15 protein-coding genes are annotated in these 18,116 nt (G+C 41.2%); 4 read left to right on the top strand and 11 right to left on the bottom strand.

Features of this window, described 5'->3' with window-relative positions; translation table 11 throughout:
* Positions 1 to 22: 22 nt before the first annotated feature.
* The 5 genes from ID165_RS08935 to ID165_RS08915 form a co-directional block, all read right to left on the bottom strand.
* Positions 23 to 364, bottom strand: coding sequence for an L-rhamnose mutarotase (locus ID165_RS08935; protein ID WP_192350004.1), 342 nt, complete (start codon positions 362 to 364; stop codon positions 23 to 25).
* Positions 365 to 562: 198 nt separating this feature from the next.
* A complete protein-coding gene (locus tag ID165_RS08930) occupies positions 563 to 1,378 on the bottom strand; it encodes a sugar phosphate isomerase/epimerase family protein (RefSeq protein WP_192350003.1) in 816 nt (271 codons plus the stop codon).
* A 4-nt stretch (positions 1,379 to 1,382) separates the two neighbouring features.
* On the bottom strand, positions 1,383 to 2,402 hold the full coding sequence (locus ID165_RS08925; RefSeq protein WP_192350002.1) for a zinc-binding alcohol dehydrogenase family protein: 1,020 nt from the start codon (positions 2,400 to 2,402) through the stop codon (positions 1,383 to 1,385).
* Positions 2,403 to 2,608: 206 nt separating this feature from the next.
* Positions 2,609 to 3,541 (bottom strand): aldo/keto reductase, encoded by a 933-nt coding sequence (locus ID165_RS08920; protein ID WP_192350001.1) that lies wholly within the window; start codon positions 3,539 to 3,541, stop codon positions 2,609 to 2,611.
* Positions 3,542 to 3,634: 93 nt separating this feature from the next.
* The gene (locus ID165_RS08915) at positions 3,635 to 4,714 is read right to left on the bottom strand and encodes a serine hydrolase (protein ID WP_192350000.1); all 1,080 of its coding nucleotides are present in this window, start codon (positions 4,712 to 4,714) and stop codon (positions 3,635 to 3,637) included.
* A 207-nt stretch (positions 4,715 to 4,921) separates the two neighbouring features.
* Between ID165_RS08915 and ID165_RS08910 the strand changes: the two genes are divergently transcribed.
* The 3 genes from ID165_RS08910 to ID165_RS08900 all read left to right on the top strand — a co-directional run bounded on the left by ID165_RS08910 (position 4,922) and on the right by ID165_RS08900 (position 8,442).
* The gene (locus ID165_RS08910) at positions 4,922 to 6,997 is read left to right on the top strand and encodes an alpha/beta fold hydrolase (RefSeq protein WP_192349999.1); all 2,076 of its coding nucleotides are present in this window, start codon (positions 4,922 to 4,924) and stop codon (positions 6,995 to 6,997) included.
* 218 nt (positions 6,998 to 7,215) lie between these two features.
* Positions 7,216 to 8,007: a hypothetical protein gene (locus ID165_RS08905; protein WP_192349998.1), complete on the top strand. Its 792-nt coding sequence runs from the start codon at positions 7,216 to 7,218 to the stop codon at positions 8,005 to 8,007.
* A 27-nt stretch (positions 8,008 to 8,034) separates the two neighbouring features.
* Positions 8,035 to 8,442 (top strand): hypothetical protein, encoded by a 408-nt coding sequence (locus ID165_RS08900; protein ID WP_192349997.1) that lies wholly within the window; start codon positions 8,035 to 8,037, stop codon positions 8,440 to 8,442.
* Between the two features lie 9 nt (positions 8,443 to 8,451).
* Here ID165_RS08900 and ID165_RS08895 read toward each other — a convergent pair whose 3' ends face one another.
* Both ID165_RS08895 and ID165_RS08890 read right to left on the bottom strand, forming a co-directional pair.
* Entirely contained in the window at positions 8,452 to 9,264 is an 813-nt protein-coding gene (locus tag ID165_RS08895) for an amidohydrolase family protein (protein ID WP_192349996.1), read from the bottom strand.
* Between the two features lie 33 nt (positions 9,265 to 9,297).
* Positions 9,298 to 9,957: a metal-dependent transcriptional regulator gene (locus ID165_RS08890; RefSeq protein WP_192349995.1), complete on the bottom strand. Its 660-nt coding sequence runs from the start codon at positions 9,955 to 9,957 to the stop codon at positions 9,298 to 9,300.
* 111 nt (positions 9,958 to 10,068) lie between these two features.
* Between ID165_RS08890 and ID165_RS08885 the strand changes: the two genes are divergently transcribed.
* On the top strand, positions 10,069 to 12,351 hold the full coding sequence (locus ID165_RS08885; protein ID WP_192349994.1) for a TonB-dependent receptor: 2,283 nt from the start codon (positions 10,069 to 10,071) through the stop codon (positions 12,349 to 12,351).
* A 214-nt stretch (positions 12,352 to 12,565) separates the two neighbouring features.
* On the opposite strand, the gene ID165_RS08880 is transcribed toward ID165_RS08885, so the two are convergent.
* From ID165_RS08880 to ID165_RS08865, 4 genes are all read right to left on the bottom strand, one after another.
* Positions 12,566 to 12,961 carry a hypothetical protein gene (locus tag ID165_RS08880; RefSeq protein ID WP_192349993.1) on the bottom strand — a complete coding sequence of 132 codons (396 nt, stop codon included), beginning with the start codon at positions 12,959 to 12,961 and terminating at the stop codon, positions 12,566 to 12,568.
* A 485-nt stretch (positions 12,962 to 13,446) separates the two neighbouring features.
* Entirely contained in the window at positions 13,447 to 14,088 is a 642-nt protein-coding gene (locus ID165_RS08875; protein WP_192349992.1) for a response regulator transcription factor, read from the bottom strand.
* Positions 14,089 to 14,106: 18 nt separating this feature from the next.
* Complete coding sequence (locus ID165_RS08870; protein ID WP_192349991.1) at positions 14,107 to 16,056, bottom strand: tetratricopeptide repeat protein; 1,950 nt, start codon at positions 16,054 to 16,056, stop codon at positions 14,107 to 14,109.
* A 203-nt stretch (positions 16,057 to 16,259) separates the two neighbouring features.
* Complete coding sequence (locus ID165_RS08865) at positions 16,260 to 17,699, bottom strand: alpha-L-fucosidase (protein ID WP_192349990.1); 1,440 nt, start codon at positions 17,697 to 17,699, stop codon at positions 16,260 to 16,262.
* Positions 17,700 to 18,116 lie beyond the last annotated feature (417 nt).

The raw sequence follows: 18,116 nt of genomic DNA, 5'->3' as shown, positions 1-18,116 counted from the left end.
ACACTTTGTCAATGGTTGTTAATTATTCACCTGACTTGAATATTCTTTTCATCAATACCCACTTTTCACCTGGTTTTGCCCAGGGAATAGGCTGCTGATACTTCCACATGAATGCCTCCCATTCTAAGATTTTTGGATTAGAGGCATCGAATTTAGCCTTCTCAGCGAAATCAAATTCATCAACTGTTTCCAACAGCATAAACATGCGATTGCCAGTGCGGAATATTTCAAGATTTAGAATTCCAGCGTCTTTATCATGCTGTGTAACTTCAGGCCATGCAGCTCCGGCGGCGTGATGCTGCTCGTATTCTTTGATGGATTCCTCATTGTCGATGAGGTCTAGTGTAAGTGCGTAACGTTTCATTTGTGCAGTATCAAGTAGCTAGATGTAAGTATCAAGATATTAATAAGCTTAAGATTTTAGAAATTAGAGTCTAGAATCAAGAAATGAGAGAATGAAGAACACCGGTTGATAGAAGTAGAAGATACGGTTCACTAGTGAATTCATGGGTTGGAGTACCTAAGAATCTTGTAAATCGTATTTCGTAAATCCAACTTCCCTTTAACGAAACCATTTCCTAAACTCAGCTATCGTCTGCTCAGCTGCAGCATCAGGATCTGGGTAGGGGAAAGCTTCCGCAGAGGCATAATCACTATACCCAATTGTATTAAGCGCTTCAGCGATCGGTTTCATGGAAGTATGTCCAAAACCCATGGGTCTTCTGTTGCTGTCCGCAAAATGTACGTGGCCGATATTTTTTCCCCAGTTCAAAATACTTTCTTCCGGATTTCCTTCTTCAATATTCATATGGAATAAATCTGCCAACAGTTTCACTGACTTGGTTTCTAGGGTATCCAAGAAATTTGATCCGGCTTCAAGCGTGTTTAGTAAGTTGGTTTCGTAGCGATTAAGCGGTTCATAGATCAGAATCACTTGGTTTGATTCAGCATGTTTTCCCAGTTTATTTAATCCTTCAGCCAGCCAAGACATGGTTTCTTCCCTGTTACTTTCGGGAAGTACATTTCCCTGCATTGAGCCGATAATTGCAGGAGCTCCTAAAGCAGCACCAAAGTCAATCATGTCTGAGATAAAGGAAATAGCTTTTTTTCTAATTTCTGAATCAGGGTCAGTAAGCGTCAGTCCGTGAATTACCTTACCGGCACCCGTTCCCACGGCAGCTAGTTTTAGCTTATATTTTTCCAGCAGCTCTTTAAGTCTTGGGATTGAAATTGCATCAGGGGAAGCCGTAAAAAGCTCTATCGCATCAAAACCAAGCTTGGCAGCTTTTGCCATTCCGGCTTCCAAGTCTTCCCAAAAAATCCAAGGACCGGTTTTGATCTGAGGTACCAGGGCGATTGTTACGCAGGATTTTATCATTTTTTTACTTGTCAAAATCTATCATTATTTTAATAATTCCCTGCTGATCTATGGCCCAGTCAGCAAGTGCTTTTTCGGACTCGTCTAGGGGTACCACTTTGCTGATCACTTCATCTACAGGAAATTTTCCCTGTTCCAAGTAACTGATCACTTCAGGGAATTCTGTTGTGCAGTTTCTCGAACCCAAGATTTCTATTTCTTTCTGTACAAAAAGAGAAGTGTTGAATTCTACGGGTGTTTTTGCATAGCCTATACAAACTACTCTTCCGGTAAATGCGACTTCTTCTACGGCTTGGCGATAAGTAATAGGGCTACCCACTGCTTCAATAATCACGTCGGGGCCATCGTTGGTAGTCATTTCCTGTAGAGCCTGATGCAAGTCTAATTTCTTTGGGTTAATGGTATGCCTGACTCCGATTTTCTTTGCAATATCCAGCTTGGCATCATCCAGATCAATGGCGATCACTTCCGCACCCCGCTCAACCGCAGCAGCGACAGCTCCCAAACCGACGATTCCACAGCCGATCACAGCTACACGATCTTGAGAAGTGGCTTTAGCGCGGTTTACTGAGTGAAAACCAACGGTGAGGGGCTCAGCCAACGCTAATTCCCGAAGGGACAATTTCTCTGATGGAAAAACATCCTGCCATGGCAAGGCAATGTATCTACACATAGCGCCGGGACGTCGCACACCCATAGTTTTATTTTCCTTGCAGGCATTTCGGGCTCCTTTGCGGCAGGCTATGCATTTTCCACAGTTCAAATAAGGATACACCGTCACTTTCATACCAACTTTGATATCAGCCGGAACATTATTACCTAAGTCCTCAATTGTACCGCCAACTTCATGACCTAGAATATTTGGGTATTCTTGCAATGGAAAAAGACCTCGATAACTATTCAGATCTCCTCCGCAAAAACCGACCATACCTACTTTAAGGAGGACTTCCCCGGATTTTGGAACTGGTTTTTCTACTTCCCGGAGTTCAGTTTTACCGATAGCTGTGAGGACTAGTGCTTTCATAAGGTTTGAGTTACTGTATTAAATTAATCCTAGAAATTATATGTTTTTTGATTGGCAGATTGGAATAAGATAAGTCTAGTCAAAGTCTGAGTTTGCCTGACATTATTTGACAAATTTAGTTTTATCTACATGCGAAGAGATCGCTTCTCTCCTTCGTCGCTCGCGATGACGCTGCCAACTGTGATCTGACTACTGCCATCTGCCTGCTAAATATTGTTTTCGGGCTTGCCTTCATACCACATTTGGTTTTTGACAGGAGCTACCAGCGTTTCTATTTCTCCTAACAGCCCTACAGGAATTCTGAAATCCAGAGCACCCACATTTTGCGTGATAGTGGCAAGATCACACATCCCCACGATCGTGGTAGTAATATCGGGATGATCCAATGCATAGCGGATTGCGACATCACTTAGTTTTACTCCATAGCCCGCACAAAGCTTAAGCAACTCTGATTGCATTGCTTTCATAGCAGGAGGAGATCGATGCCAGTCCGGCAATGGAGCATCTGAAAGAATACGCTGCATCAAAGGAGCTGCATTCATCAGTCCGAATCCTTTTTTCTTCGAAAGCGGCACGAGTTCCCGATTGATTTCGTCTTCCAGCAAATTGTAATGTGCCCAAGAAAGCACAGTGTCCACCTTTATATTTCGTGTGATTTCTGCCAGGTAATTTACCGGTAGCCCAGTGATTCCTATAAACCGGGCTTTTCCGGATTCTTTTAGCTTTACCAAAGTAGGCCAGGCTTCATTGAGTATTTGGTGCTTATCTACAAACTCGATGTCGTGAAGTTGGAGTAAGTCTACATAGTCAGTTTTAAGGCGGCTAAGTGATTCATCTACGCTTTGAAGGATTCTCTTCTCAGAAAAATCAAATTCCTGCAAGTCATAACGCCCACATTTAGTTGCTAAAACCACTTGGTCACGTTTTCCTTCGAGAGCATTGCCCAATCGCTTTTCCGCTAAGGTAATTCCATAAAAAGGTGAAACATCGAAGAAATTCACACCATGGTCAATCGCATAATGAACGGCACGATATCCATCTTTTTCGTCAGAAACATTAAAAACATCTCCCATGGGTGATGCTCCAAATCCAAGAACAGACAAATCTAAACCTGTGTTTCCTAACTTTCGGTATTCCATAAACTGGGTTATTGTTGGGGTGTAATTTTTAATTCCAATATATGGAGTTTTTGCCAGTAGGGAAATCCAATTACCGCAGATGGACTAAAACTTTCAATTTCCCATAGCTAACTCCGCAATATCTCTTGCCAATTCAGTGGGCGAGTTACAATCACAATTACTTAATCCGACTACATAAATATCTTCTTCAGGCAAGTACACCCCCATGGATTTAAACCCAAAAATGCTGCCCCCATGCTCAAAACTTACAGCATCATTCAAAGTGGTAATATGCCAGCCATAACCGTAGTTGATCTTTTCGCCATTTTTTAAGGTATAATTTTCAAATGCTTTGTTCTTGGTTGCTTCTTTGACCAATGTGTTGTTTTTGATTGCTTCATTCCATTTGAGCATATCATCTACAGTGGACATCAGCGATCCTGATGCATACGGCAAACTCAAACTGACGTAGTTCTTGTTTACATATTTATCCTTGCGGTGGTAGCCATATGCGCGGTTTTCAATAACTTGGGAATGGCTGGCATATTGGGAAGAGTTCATTTCGAGCTTGGTGAAAATGTGTTCTTTTACAAATTCAGCATAAGACTGCCCTGACAGTATTTCTATGATATGCCCTAAAATGACATAGCCTGAGTTGTTGTATTTGAACTCTTCTCCGGGATCAAAGTCCATAGGTTCATTATTGAAGAAATCAATCAATTCTGGTGGGGTCAAATCTCCCCTTTCAATAGTACGCAGAGCCTTCATACTTGTGAAGCTTTTGATGCCTGAGGTATGTGTCAGCAGGTGATGAACTGTAATGCTTTTGCCACGGGTAGGGTAGTCGGGAATAAAATTCGTGATTTCATCGTTAAGTCGGAGTTTTCCTTGGTCTACCAGCATCAAGATAGATACAGCTGTAAATTGCTTGGTCATGGAGCCAATTTCGAAGACGTTACCGGGAGCCATTGGAACATTTAGCTCCAAGTTAGCCTTTCCAAACGCTTTTCTATAAATAGGTTTTCCGGCTTTGGCCACCAAGAAAACAGCTCCTGGACCTTCAGGAGAAAAAGCAGTTTCGAGCAAAGAATCTATCTTAGCATCCAATGCTTGGGAATAGACGAGTTGAGGGATTTGTGAAAAGAGGCAAAAGGTAACAATCAGCAGTTTGCTTAGTGGGTTAAAGGACTTCATGTGGGGAGTTTGTTGATTGTCTCTTGGATACTGGAAACTGTGATATGGTTACAAAATTAGCTTTGTTCGAACTGGATTTTATATGATTATTACTTCAATAAAAAGTAAATAATATTGAGTGTGAGCAGCCTATCGTGTATTTATGCCTGTTTTTTACAGCTAAAAATAGTATCATCGCAACACGAATAAACTTAACCCGAATATGATATGAAGAATAAGTTCTTCCTTACTATGGCGGTAGCACTAGCCGCCATTTCTGTTTCTCAAGCTCAGGATAAGCTGAAAAGCATGCCCGGTTATGAGCAATACCAAAAAATAACCCCTCAAATTAGATTTTCAGTAAAACCAGGCAGCCTAAATGTAACCTGGACAGAAGATGGCAAATCCTTCGAATATGTAGAAGATGGTAAACTTCTGTCTTTCTCAGTAAAGACCAAAAAGGTAACTGAAGTTGGAGATGCGCCTAAGCCAGAAAGGAGAATCTGGAACCGCCCTGCCCGTGGCCGTCAATTTGATTCCGCTGAGTCTCCGGATGGGAAATTCAAAGCATTCACCAAAGATAGAAACATGTACCTCAGTGATGCTGATGGCAGCAATGTAATCGCCATCACTTCAGATGGCAACGAAGAAAATCAGATAAAATACGGTATTGCGACTTGGGTTTATGGTGAGGAATTGGGACAAAATACCGCAATGTGGTGGTCTCCTGATGGAAGTAAGATCGCTTTTTACAGATTTGTGGAAAAGGATGTAAAAAAATACTATGTGCTTTTGAATCAACTGAGTTTGTATGATTCTCTTGAGATCGAAGCCTATCCCAAAGTAGGTGAGCCTAATCTTCCTGTGGATCTGATGGTCTATGATCTAGCTACTAAAAAGGTGACTGAGCTGGATATCAGGGATGGCAAGCCTTACAGTGATGGAGATTTGGGAACTTATATTTATGACATTTCCTGGACTCCCGATGGCAAGGAATTGCTTTACCACAGTACCAATAGACGGCAGAATATACTGGAATTACGCGCTGCTAATCCTGAGACAGGAAAAAGCAGAACTGTAATCAGAGAAGAGTGGCTTCCAAGTTTTGTGGAGAACTCTCCGGAGATTGAAGTTTTAGCTGACGGCAAACACTTTATCTGGGCCTCGGAAAGATCTGGTTTCAATAATTATTACCTGTATAATTTTGATGGAACATTGGTGAATCCAATTACCACTCATCCTTTCGAAGTATCCAATATCGTCAAGGTAGATGAGGATGCTAAAATGCTATATTATATGGCTCGCAGCGGCGATAACCATATGCTTATGCAGCTTCATCGAGTACAGCTTGATGGATCAAAAGATACCAGGTTGACAGATCCGACTTACAATCACACAGTGACAATCTCTCCTGACGGGAAATACTTTGTGGATATTGCACAGACTCATGATATAGCTCCGTTCACCAATTTGGTGGACGCCAAAGGCAAGGTAGTTTCCGAGTTGGCAAAAAGTGACATGAGTAAGTTTAAAGAACTGGGATTGAAAAAAGTGGAAGTATTTACTTTCACATCAAGAGATGGAGTGACTGAATTGCACGGAATGATTCATTTCCCTTCTGATTTTGATCCAGCTAAGAAATATCCTGTAATTCTAAGTAACTACGGCGGACCGGCGACTAACGCTTTCAGAGAGTCATTTACATTGCCTGATCCATTGACAGAATATGGCTTCTTGGTGTTGAATATTGACGGTAGAAATGTTAGAGGACGTGGCAAGAAATTGCTTGATCAGTTATATGGGAATTTGGGCTTGGTAGAAATGGATGATTTTGCCGAAGGCATTAAATCACTTCATGACCGTCCATATTTCGACAAGGATAGAGTGGGTGTTTACGGGACTTCTTACGGTGGAACTACCGCGGCTTCCATGCTGCTTAGATTCCCGGAGTTGGTTCATGCAGCGGTTGCCAACTCATCGGTGACAGACTGGAGATTGTATGACAATATCTACACCGAGCGCTTTATGAGTACGCTGGATACTAACGAGGAAGGTTATAATAGATTCAGCTTAATGAATAAGGCTGATCAGCTTGAGGGAGAATTATTGATTTTCTTCGGTACTGCGGATAATAACGTACATCCATCCAACTCGCTAATGCTAATCAAAGCATTTCAGGACGCCGGCAAAAGCATAGAAGTGCAGATTGCCCCGGATGGAGGCCACACAGCTTTAAATCGAGATAGAATGATGGAGTTTTTCATCGAACATTTGGTGACGGATTATAAGAAAGAAGTTCGTTAATCAAGATTTCATTCTAATTTAAAACCACCTGCTGAATTTATTGGCAGGTGGTTTTTCTGATTATATACCCTGATGTTCCTTTTTGATTGTGATGATCTGGATTTAACCTTTCCTTTGACAACTGCTGGAAATAGGACTCTTAATTTTGGTTAAGGTCAAAAATTCTTTTTTCTTATTTTTTTAATTTCTCTTAGTTTAACAAGCTAATCTGGCTAACTATGAAGGAAAACACGATTATAAAGAGCTTTTTAATGATCTGGGTGGGTATCTACATTTTTATCTATGGATTTCCGTTTCCATTGAGTCATATACCTTTTACCCATGAATTGTTCAGTAAATATATTCTTCAGCTAAAAACCGGCTTCATTCTGTTTTTTGGAAAATCTATTCTGGGTATTGAGAATTTGGAGAAAATAGAATTGACTGGAAGTGGGGATACGACCTTCGACTACGTCATGATTCCAGCTATGTTGAGCATTTCATTTTTCATTGGCTTGCTTGTGATTTTCATAAAGAAGATAAACCGCAATGCTGGTGGGTTCTATAATTGGTCTTTGGTATATGCGCGATATTTTGTAGGACTGACACTTATTTCTTATGGAGTGGCCAAGTTTTTAGTAGGGCAATTTCCAGGCCCTAGCCTTTACTCTATGGAAGTGATGTATGGAGAAATGTCGCCAATGGGGCTGGCTTGGAGGTTTTTAGGTTATTCTGATTCCTACAAAATTTTCATGGGCTTATCCGAAATCATAGCAGGGTTCTTATTGCTTTTTCGCCGCACAGCCATCTTAGGAGCACTGGTTTCTATTGCTGTCTGTACTAATATAGTTCTGGTCAATTTCTCATTTGATGTACCCGTTAAGCTTTTTTCATCCCATCTCCTTGTCCTGTCAATTTTGGTTTTATTGCCAAGTTTGAGGTCACTTTTCGACTTCCTAATTCTTCATAAAACTGCCGCGCTTGGAGAATTCAAACCGTTATTTACTCAACGGAAATTCAAAATACTTTAGTTACTGATCAATATTTATTTTGTAGGAGTGATCCCGGTTAGTAGGATGTTTGGTCATTATCAAGGTCAAAAGTTTCGCACCTTTGATAATGAGTGGGAGGGGATTTACAGCGGATTCGAAGCGGATGAATCCAGAACTTGGGATCGGGTTATGGTGGAAGACAACTACTTAGTACTTCTGAGAAAAGATGGGGAAAGGGAGTTTCTATCTATTCAGGAAATCAATCCGGAAGGAAAAATCAGCCTAAAAAATTCCGGAAACCAAGAGGAACCCAATGAACTATCCATCAAAGAACTTTCTGAAAAAGAGTATGAACTTGAATTGAGGATAGGGAATAAAATCACCAAGGTAAATGGCGCTAGAAAGCTGACATCAGAATATCCGCTAGTGCAAAGAGGTTTTCATTGGATCAATGAGTATCCCTATAATCGATAGTCAGTCCTGCTATTTGAGATTATCCACGTCTATTTTGAACAATTCGGCGGCGTTTTTCCAAAGGATCATTTCTTTTTTATCATCAGGCAAATCCAGGTTTTTCATAAAATTCAAATAGGATTTCATCGAAGAAATGGGCCAATCAGTTCCATAAAGCAAATATTTTGGATTTCCTGCATAGGTGATCATTTGCTCCAGCTCATGTTTCATCCACTTCTCAAATTTCTCTGAAAAATCACCAAGCACTAATCCGGAAAAATCGGCGTGTACATTCTGGTTTTTATAAGTGACTTCCATGCAGTCTTTGATCCATGGATTGCCTACATGACAAATCACGATTTTCAACTCAGGATAATCTACCGCAAGATCATCGTGATGAAGAGGGTGGGAATATTTTACCCGTCCTGTGGGTGAATAGGTATCTCCGGAATGAAACATCACCGGTACATCATATTCTATTGCCATGTCATAGACTACCTTCATACGCATATCATTTGGGTAAAACGGCTCATAGCCAGGGTAGAGTTTCAAGCCTTTGATAAGACCTGATTCTAGGTATTCAGCAATTTCCTGTAAGTCATGGTGGTTGTAATTTAGGTAACTTATACCAGCGACCACACCCAGATTATTCCTATTTGCAATAGCCTCAACCACCTTTTGGGTGCTTGGTCTGTGTTCGTTGACTTTGTACGATGTGAGGACCAAAGAGTAGTCTACCTGATTTTCCTCCATGGTTTCGGTCAGCTTATTCAGACAATCTTCCAGTGAAACCACCCGCTCTTCATGGTAATTATTGATGTGGGTATGTACGTCTATGATCATGTTTCAAAAATTGGTTCTTGGTTAATATAGCAATTACTCCACCACCTTCACCAACAACTTCTCACAGACCTTTTCTGACAAAGTTTCACTGTTGTGGTCTAAATAGCACACAACAATACTTTGGTCATATACTTCTTTGGATAGAATTTTAAGCTCAGTGCCTAAACTGAGGTTTCGTCCATTGAGAAATTCCAAAAATTCAGTAGATGAATTCGTAAGCGCAGCGAGTATAACAGTTTGACCAGCCTTACAATCAGATAAACTGAGGTAATTAATTTCTTGTATTCTTCCTAGCTTGTCTGGAATAGGGGAACCATGGGGGTCAATGGTCGGAAAACCCATCATTTCATCCATTCGCTCAAAGAATTTTGGAGCGTGGATATGTTCCACCTGTTCTGCTATTTCATGTACCTCTTCCCATCCAAACCCCATTTTATTGACCAAAAACATCTCCGTTAGTCTATGCTTTCGGATGATCAGCGCAGCTTCTTTTTTGCCTTTGGGGGTAAGTGCCACAGGTTTATACTTTTCATAGACCACCCATTCATTTTTCTGAAGTGTTTTTACCATGCTATTTACAGTGGGCATACTGACTTGCATCTGGTTTGCAAGCTCCGAGATGTTGATCTCATTCTTGTCATTTGCCAGGTTGAAAAGTGATTTGAGGTAATTTTCTTCAGTCTGAGATGCCATATCCTATTGCTTTAGTATTCAAATATGGTAAAATATTATTGAAAACAATTTTGTTAGAATGATCTAACAATGTAGATTTGTGCTATCTAATTTAAAAACAGCCCGGAAAGCATGAGACAGATTTTTACTTTTTTACTCCTTTATTTCATAATTACTAACAGTCTTTTCAGCCAGAATATGCTTCTGAAAGGGAAAGTTATTTCGAAGGGAGAACCTGTTGAATTTGCCAATGTCTATGTCAAGGGCTTGTCCAAAGGAGCTGTCACAGATAGGGATGGAGGCTTTTCAATAGCTATTTCCGAAACTGGTACTTACACTGTTCAGGCATCCATGGTGGGCTTTCAAACTGCACAGAAAGTGGTGAAAATTCCAAGTGAGAACATGTCAACTTTGGTTTTTGAGCTTCAGGAGATGGACGGAGGATTGGATGAGGTCGTAGTCAGCGGAACAATGCAGGAAGTCTCAAAACTGGATAGTCCTGTACCCGTAGAAGTGTATAGTGCCAATTTCTTTAGGGCAAATCCCACTCCTTCGATTTTTGAATCCCTCCAAAATGTGAACGGTGTTCGTCCGCAGATCAACTGCAATGTATGCAACACGGGTGATATTCACATCAATGGCTTAGAAGGCCCATACACCATGGTTTTGATAGACGGAATGCCAATTGTGAGTGGATTGGCGACGGTTTATGGTTTGACGGGGATTCCTCAATCATTAATCGACAGAGTGGAAGTGGTAAAAGGACCTGCATCTACACTATATGGTTCAGAGGCTGTGGGAGGGTTGATCAACGTAATCACAAAAAAGCCGGAATCTGCACCCTTGGTGTCGACGGACATCTTGGCGACAGGTTGGGGAGAAATGAATCTGGATCTGGGCTTACGTTCAAATTGGGGATCAACTATTCAATCGCTTACCGGTGTGAATGCTTTTTATTATGACAATCCTATTGACAATAATAGCGATGGCTTTACAGATGTGACACTTTCGAAGCGAATCTCGTTTTTCCAGAAAATCAATGTTATGAGACCGGAAAACAGACTATTTACTGTTGCGGGAAGGTATGTCTATGAAGATCGTTGGGGAGGGGAAATGAACTGGACCAGTGCGGATCGGGGAGGAGATGAAGTGTATGGAGAGAGTATTTATACCAGTAGATGGGAGGCTTTTGGAACATGGGAGCTACCAACTGCCGAGGCTATAAACTTCCAATTTTCCGCGAATGGACATAGCCAAAACTCAGTGTATGGAACAACAGTCTACAACGCCGATCAATACATAGGCTTCGGGCAATTGACTTGGGCCAAAACGGCTCAAAAGCATGGGTTGTTACTTGGGATGGCTTATCGATATACTTATTATGATGATAATACGGTCGCTACTGCTAAGTCAGGTTCAGACGAAAATGCGCCTTCTGTCATTCATCTACCGGGAGCTTTTCTGCAGGATGAAATTAAGCTGACTGCCAATCAAAGTTTACTGTTGGGAGTCCGTTACGATTACAATTCCATTCATGGATCGATTTTTTCCCCACGCATGAATTACAAACTTTCCTCTTCTGACAAAAGCATGGTATTCAGGCTTTCTGCCGGAAATGGTTTTCGGGTAGCCAATGTGTTTACCGAGGATCATGCAGCATTGACCGGTGCAAGGGAAGTGATATTTACGGAGGAGTTGAAGCCTGAACAAAGCTGGAATGTAAACGCCAATCTGGTGAAGAAAATCTATACTGATAAGGGGACTTTTATTGGGTTGGATGGCTCTGCATTCTACACTTATTTCACAAACCGTATTATTCCTGACTACGAGTCAAACCCAAATCAGATAATTTACGCCAATCTGGATGGTTCGGCGGTTTCTAAAGGTATTTCATTGAATGTCAATGCGATATGGGCGAATGGCTTCAATCTAACAGGGGGCGCTACGCTGATGGATGTAAATATAGAGGAGGAGGGGATTAAGACACGACAATTGCTTACTGAGCGTTTTTCCGGTGTTTGGTCAGTAGGTTATGAGTTTTTCCGTCTCGGACTTTCGGTGGATTACACAGGGAATGTCTACAGTCCGATGCGTTTACCACTATTGGGAGCGTTGGATGATCGTCCTGGTTATTCGTCTTGGTATAGTATTCAAAATATACAGCTGACCAAGTCTCTGGGGGAAAAATGGGAGATCTATGGAGGAGTCAAAAACTTATTGGACTTTACTCCTCCTGCAAACAGTATCGCAAGAGCTTTTGATCCTTTTGACAAAAACGTCATTGTTGCCCCTGATGGCTCGGTGGTTCCTACCCCTGATAATCCCAATGCACTTACTTTTGATCCTACTTATGTGTATGCTCCAAACCAAGGCATTCGAGGTTTCTTGGGTGTTAGATTTAGAATTTCAGAATGATAAAAAGTTAGATTTTTGTAAATTTCAGTTTTTCAGTATGCCTCGATTAGTATGCGCAACCTTTTTTTACAGGAGATTAGATCCAAAAGACCACGACTAATTGGCGAAGTATAAAATGCAACTATCACCAAGTTTACTCCTGTCTTTTGTCTTCTTACCCCTAAAACTAAGAAAAGGAAAGGACTGGTTTCACTGGGGATAGTTGCGTTTTTATCTACAAGGCGTTTTCTAAATACTCTTTGATTGTGTCATCTGTGAAGAAACCACTGTAGTGACCACCATAGCTAGCTTTGATCTTGAAAACTCCCTCTTCCAGAAGCAAACTTTTCTGAGTGTCAGCACCTTCCTCCGGAATATTATCGACAGTGATAGAGTTGATGCTTTCCTGTGCAGCTTCTTTTCCAAAAGAGTCAGCACAAAGGCCTTTGAATGCATCTACTGTTCTCTGTAAACAAACACTTGGGATAAATTTGATTGCATTGAGATTAAATGAATCCCAATTGATTTCAATAGGTAATTCTTTACCCACAATCTCATTAAGTTCTTTTTGATACGCACCAAGATATTCGTCTTTGATGCTTTGAGCGGCTTTTTTTTCCTGAAGTCCCATAGATTATTGATTAAGATTATACGATCAAAATTATCTTAAACTATAATTCCTGTCCTAACCGAGTCCCGTGAATTCCAAATCTCATGGTATTCCGTGAGGCGATTTGGTGGAGTTCAGGATAGAAGTAGGGAAATCGCCTTTATCAATACTGAAGTGAGAAACCCATCGAGGGTTGATCCCCTGAACCCGAAATACGCATTAGCAATTCTACGCCACGGCGCACAAGTTGTTACAGCCATTAATTGCTTCAAAATCAGCCATTACATTGCTATTTTCGATTTCACCATATCCGCCGCGGCGGACTGAATCTCCAAACAGCCTGATTTTCTTGCAACTAATGTCTTCATAACGAAACCTAATGCATAACCCGGGTTGAAGGGATAGCCCCAATTTGAATATATCCATCAGACTTATTTAAAACCCCCGAAGGGTTTTAAGGCTAAGAGCGGCTTCCCTGAGGATAGAAGGTGTCACAAACTAGGACCTCAATCAAAATAGCCATTCTCTATGGCAAATTTAACGGCTCCGATTGTTGTCTTTGAGCCTGTTTTGAGCAGAATGTTTTTCCTGTGGGTTTCCACGGTATTGATAGAAATAAATAGCTTCTCTGCCACTTCATTGGAAGTCAATTCATCAGCCAGCAGTTTCAGAATTTCTTTTTCCCTCTTGGACAACTTTACTTCTTGGTTGGCTTTGTTGTTGAATACGCCCTCCATGTACTTTGTTTTTACAGCAGGAGAGAAGTATTGCTGCCCCAACAAGACTTCAGCGATCCCTGCTTTTAGCTCTTCCTTATCGGCAAATTTCAGTAGGTAACCATCTGCCTGCTTTCTTATGGCATTGTTGATTGTTCTGATGTCATCAAGCATGCTGAGCAAGAAGAATTTAATTTCCGGATGGGATTCCTTTACTTTTGACAGGAGTTCCAGTCCATTCATTTTGGGCATATTGATATCGCTGATTACCAGATCTATGTTGTGAAAATGAGACAATATCCGCAGCACTTGCAAGCCGTCAGTAGCTAGGTGGATAGTGTTGATTTGTGGGATTTCGGTGAGGATATTGTGCAGTCCATCCAAGAACATCACATGATCGTCGGCAATAATGATATTATAAGATTCTTTCATTTTCTCAGGGATAGATAGTTAACTAGTCACCGGTAGGTCTATACTAATTGATGCGCCATTTCCCGGCGAACTGTCTATTTCAAGTTTACCTTTCAGCATCTCTACTCTTTCACTTATATTTCTCATTCCTATGCCTTTTAGTGCGGCTTTTTGAGGCATTCCTATCCCATTATCACTTACCATTATATTCAGATAAGCTTCATGTAGACTAAGCTGGAGTTCTAACACTGAAGCTTGAGCGTGCTTGATGCTGTTATTGAGTAATTCCTGCACTATTCTATACACCTCAGCGAGCAATTCATCGGGAAGTTTGTCTATTTCTTCCGTGGGATAGAAAATTTTATCGACTTCAATTTCTACATTTTCAGTTATCCCATCCACAAAATCCGATAAATACGCACAGAAGTCTGTTTGGGCAAATGGCGGAGGGTGCAATTGATGGGAAATAGACCTCACTGCCTTGCAGGCATCTTGCAAACCAAGCAAAATTCTCTGCGTTCGTGTATCTTCCGGTGTCCGTCCGAGGTGATGTTCCACTGCCATTTTAATACCTGCCAAGTCACTGCCAATGCCATCGTGAATCTCCCGTGCGATCCTTTTTCTTTCTTCTTGCTGCCCTTCCTGATAACGCTCTATAGCTTTCAGTCTGAAGTCTTTGATTATTTCAGAAGTCTTTCTACGTGCATTCTCTTCTTGTTGCTCTGCTAACCTTTGCTGGGCAACTATCTTTTGTCTGTAAAAATATCTGAGTACCAAAAGTCCGATTATTATAAGGATAAAGCCCGAAATCATAAAATTTCTAATGACTCTCTGCCTTTTCAATGAAAGTGCCGATTTCTGAATTTCGGCTTCTTGAAGGGATTTCTCCTGCTCTAACAGCAAAATCTTGCTTTCTTTCAATTGATCTTCATACTGTGCCTGGATTTCCGCAAGGTGCTTTTCTTTTTCCAATGAAGTATAGGCTTCTTTACTTTCCACGCTCTGTCTATAGTAAGCCAAGGCCGATTCATAGTCCTTCATTTTCAAATACAGGTTGGAAATATTTTGAAGAAGATCAGCTTTGAAGTAAAGGTCATCACTGGTTTTGGAGAGTGCTTGCCGAAAATACTCCAAAGCGATTTCATTTCTTCCCATAGCCCTTGCACATAGCCCCAAATCGTTGAGTACGATGGCCAGATCAGCAGTGTAATTCAGTCTGGTTAATTTCTCCCTAGTCTCCAGCAATAGGTTAAATGCCTCATTGTACTTTCCTTCTTCCACCAGCATTTGTCCCAGATTCATTTCGATATGGGCTTGCTTTGTCAGGTTTTCAGTTTGCGTATAATAAGTTAAAGCTTCCCCATAAAAATTTCTTGCCTTCTCAAACTCACCCTGTTCTTTGAGAATATTGGCAAAATTGAATCTGGTCGACATAATACCGGAATAATCATCCAATTTATGGTAAATTTGGACTGCTAGATCCAAGTTGTTGGCAGCATCCAGGTATTTTTTTTGCTGGAAATATATCAATGCAATATTTTGATAGGCATTGGCTTCCTGATTCTCTTCTTTAAGTTTTTGTGCCCATTCCAAGCTTTTCTGAAGGAAATGCATAGAGTTGGTCAGATCACCCTTATACTTATAAGCCAAGCCCATCAAACTAAAAGCAACGGGTTTGCCATTTTCAACATTGGCATTATCCAGCAATTGAATGGCTGTTTTAAGATTAACCACAGTGGAGTCATAATTCCCTTGTTTGAAATAGAGGTTACCTATGGCATAGTGTGCTTTTGCAGTGAAGACAGGCAATTCGTATTCCTTGCTCAATTCAAGCATTTTTTTGGCATGAAACCAGGCTTTTTCGGGATTTGTAGAAGCAAACTGGGCATACTCCGTCAAGTGGCTGTTCAGCTCCTCTTCAGGAGTACCTGCCAGTGCAGCGACAGCTGAAATCAATGAAAAAATAGAGATGAAAATTAGGATCCTCAAAGTCGGGTTGAAGCGCTGGTAAATGTAATTAAGGATGTATTAAAAGCTATTTACGGTAAAGAAATACAAAGATCTGTCTTTTGCCTGAAATTATTCTTTTTTGTGGTAAGAAGAACGCAAGCTCCAAATAAAATATTATCCAGTGCTTGCGAACTAATGAGGAGAGCTTATTCAGAATATTCAAGATAATGGCCGAGAACATTTTATTCAACCAAATAGCTCAACACTACCGCAGGAGAAGTGGAATGCTTCTCCCGGGTATTCTTTGGAAGAGTTACTACCGTTTTTCCTTCCACTGTTTTCCACTGAAGCGATTTGTTTTCGCCGAGAATGATGATTTTACTGCCTTTCTTAGGAGGATTCAGAGTCCAAGTGATGCTGTCCTCTAGTTTATCACCATCTTCTAATGGTAATAACGCGTACATTTCTCCTGTTTTCCCTTGGGTAAAATATAGTTTGCCGTCTTGGAAAGTTTCTAATGCCCGGGTACCGTAAATCCCCTTGCCGTTAATTTCCAGCCATTGACCGATTTCCTCCAATCTGGAAACCTGTTCAGGAAGGAAAAGTCCATCGGCAGTGGGACCTACACCAAGTAAAAGGTTTCCACCTTTTGCCACGATTTCAATCAGTTGGTGAATGACTTTACGGGAAGGTTTGAATTCGTCATTGGGCACATAGCCCCATGCTCCACCCAGCGTGATGCAGCTTTCCCAAGGATCTGGAGACATGGTAGCAGGAATTCCTTGCTCCGGAGTTCGATAATTTTCGAAAGGCCCATGCACCGTGCGGTCTACAATCAGAATCCCTTCCTGGTTTTTTCTTACCATCTCAGCCACTTTGGGCATATTGATTTCCTGATCAAAATCAGGGATAGGAGCTCCCCAGCTTATCACTTCCTCATTTACTGTGGAGAGGGGTCTTACCCAACCGCCGTCTAGCCAAAGGATATCTACAGCTCCGTAATTAGTCGTGATCTCATTGAGTTGATTGTGGGTGAATTGTACGTATTGATTCCATCTCCAAGGATACTTACGGATATCATAATTCACATTGCGGTCAGGAGTAGCACGGTAGTCCCACCAATAGTATTGGGAATGCCAATCCGGCTTGGAGTAATAGGCTCCGATCATCATATCTTTGTCCCGGAATGCATCAAATACATGCTTCGCAACATCGGATTTTGGATTGCTTTTGAAAGGACCGTCAGAAATCTTATAATCAGTGAATTGGGTGTCAAACATATTGAATCCATCGTGGTGTTTGGTAGTAAAGACCACGTATTTCATTCCCGCTTTGGATGCGGCATCGGCCCATTGAGCCGGATCAAAACCTGTGGGATTAAACTGCTCCTTCAGTCCCCAATACCACTTCTTATATTCTTCGTAGCTTTGGGTGGTATCATTTCTAGTAATCCAGTCCTCGTTTACAATGCTCCAAGACTCGATAATTCCGGGGACTGCATAGATGCCCCAATGAATCAGTATACCAAATTTCTGGTCTCTCCATTTTTCAAGTTTTTCTATGACTTTTGGATCCGTAGGGTATTCGTATTGGGAGGAAGTAGGATGTAGGGTGTTTTGTGCGTTGGCTTGAATTACAATCAATAATGCAAGTAATGCCAGCCAATTAAATTTCTTGGACATCGTAAGAAAATGAATATCTAGTAAAATAGGTGAGTGATAACTTCTAGAGCCAAAGGTAAACTAGAAAGCAAATCCTCACAAGTAGAAAAGCTATCAGTTTTAACCGTAGCAGGTAGGCTGCATTCAACCGGATAGCATAAGTTGCGCCTCTGTACCCTTGCGGGAGATACAATTGCAGATTAAAATTATGTTTGCCGCATAGTCACATAGAAAACATAGTGGTCTCCACTTTATGCATTAATTGTGCTTGTTTCCAGATGTAATTGCGTACAGTCTTGGCTTTGTGGTTTAACCGCAGTCAGAGACTGCATTAAAATAGGTCCAAGTCAGGAGACTTGAACCGGATAGAAGATAGCATTAGTTGCGCCTTTGCGCCCTTGCGGGAGATACTCAGCCTTGATCATTGAATTTTATCAA

Origin of the sequence: Algoriphagus sp. Y33 (assembly GCF_014838715.1) — a bacterium.
Lineage (GTDB): Bacteria > Bacteroidota > Bacteroidia > Cytophagales > Cyclobacteriaceae > Algoriphagus.
This window is presented reverse-complemented; position numbering and strand designations above follow the sequence as displayed.

What these genes read in the sequence shown, in the direction of transcription:
- ID165_RS08920 (WP_192350001.1), bottom strand. Translation starts at nt 3,541, where the DNA reads ATGGAATACCGAAAGTTAGGAAACACAGGTTTAGATTTGTCTGTTCTT.
- ID165_RS08915 (WP_192350000.1), bottom strand. Translation starts at nt 4,714, where the DNA reads ATGAAGTCCTTTAACCCACTAAGCAAACTGCTGATTGTTACCTTTTGC.
- ID165_RS08925 (WP_192350002.1), bottom strand. Translation starts at nt 2,402, where the DNA reads ATGAAAGCACTAGTCCTCACAGCTATCGGTAAAACTGAACTCCGGGAA.
- ID165_RS08865 (WP_192349990.1), bottom strand. Translation starts at nt 17,699, where the DNA reads ATGTCCAAGAAATTTAATTGGCTGGCATTACTTGCATTATTGATTGTA.
- ID165_RS08890 (WP_192349995.1), bottom strand. Translation starts at nt 9,957, where the DNA reads ATGGCATCTCAGACTGAAGAAAATTACCTCAAATCACTTTTCAACCTG.
- ID165_RS08875 (WP_192349992.1), bottom strand. Translation starts at nt 14,088, where the DNA reads ATGAAAGAATCTTATAATATCATTATTGCCGACGATCATGTGATGTTC.
- ID165_RS08905 (WP_192349998.1), top strand. Translation starts at nt 7,216, where the DNA reads ATGAAGGAAAACACGATTATAAAGAGCTTTTTAATGATCTGGGTGGGT.
- ID165_RS08880 (WP_192349993.1), bottom strand. Translation starts at nt 12,961, where the DNA reads ATGGGACTTCAGGAAAAAAAAGCCGCTCAAAGCATCAAAGACGAATAT.
- ID165_RS08930 (WP_192350003.1), bottom strand. Translation starts at nt 1,378, where the DNA reads ATGATAAAATCCTGCGTAACAATCGCCCTGGTACCTCAGATCAAAACC.
- ID165_RS08895 (WP_192349996.1), bottom strand. Translation starts at nt 9,264, where the DNA reads ATGATCATAGACGTACATACCCACATCAATAATTACCATGAAGAGCGG.
- ID165_RS08910 (WP_192349999.1), top strand. Translation starts at nt 4,922, where the DNA reads ATGAAGAATAAGTTCTTCCTTACTATGGCGGTAGCACTAGCCGCCATT.
- ID165_RS08935 (WP_192350004.1), bottom strand. Translation starts at nt 364, where the DNA reads ATGAAACGTTACGCACTTACACTAGACCTCATCGACAATGAGGAATCC.
- ID165_RS08885 (WP_192349994.1), top strand. Translation starts at nt 10,069, where the DNA reads ATGAGACAGATTTTTACTTTTTTACTCCTTTATTTCATAATTACTAAC.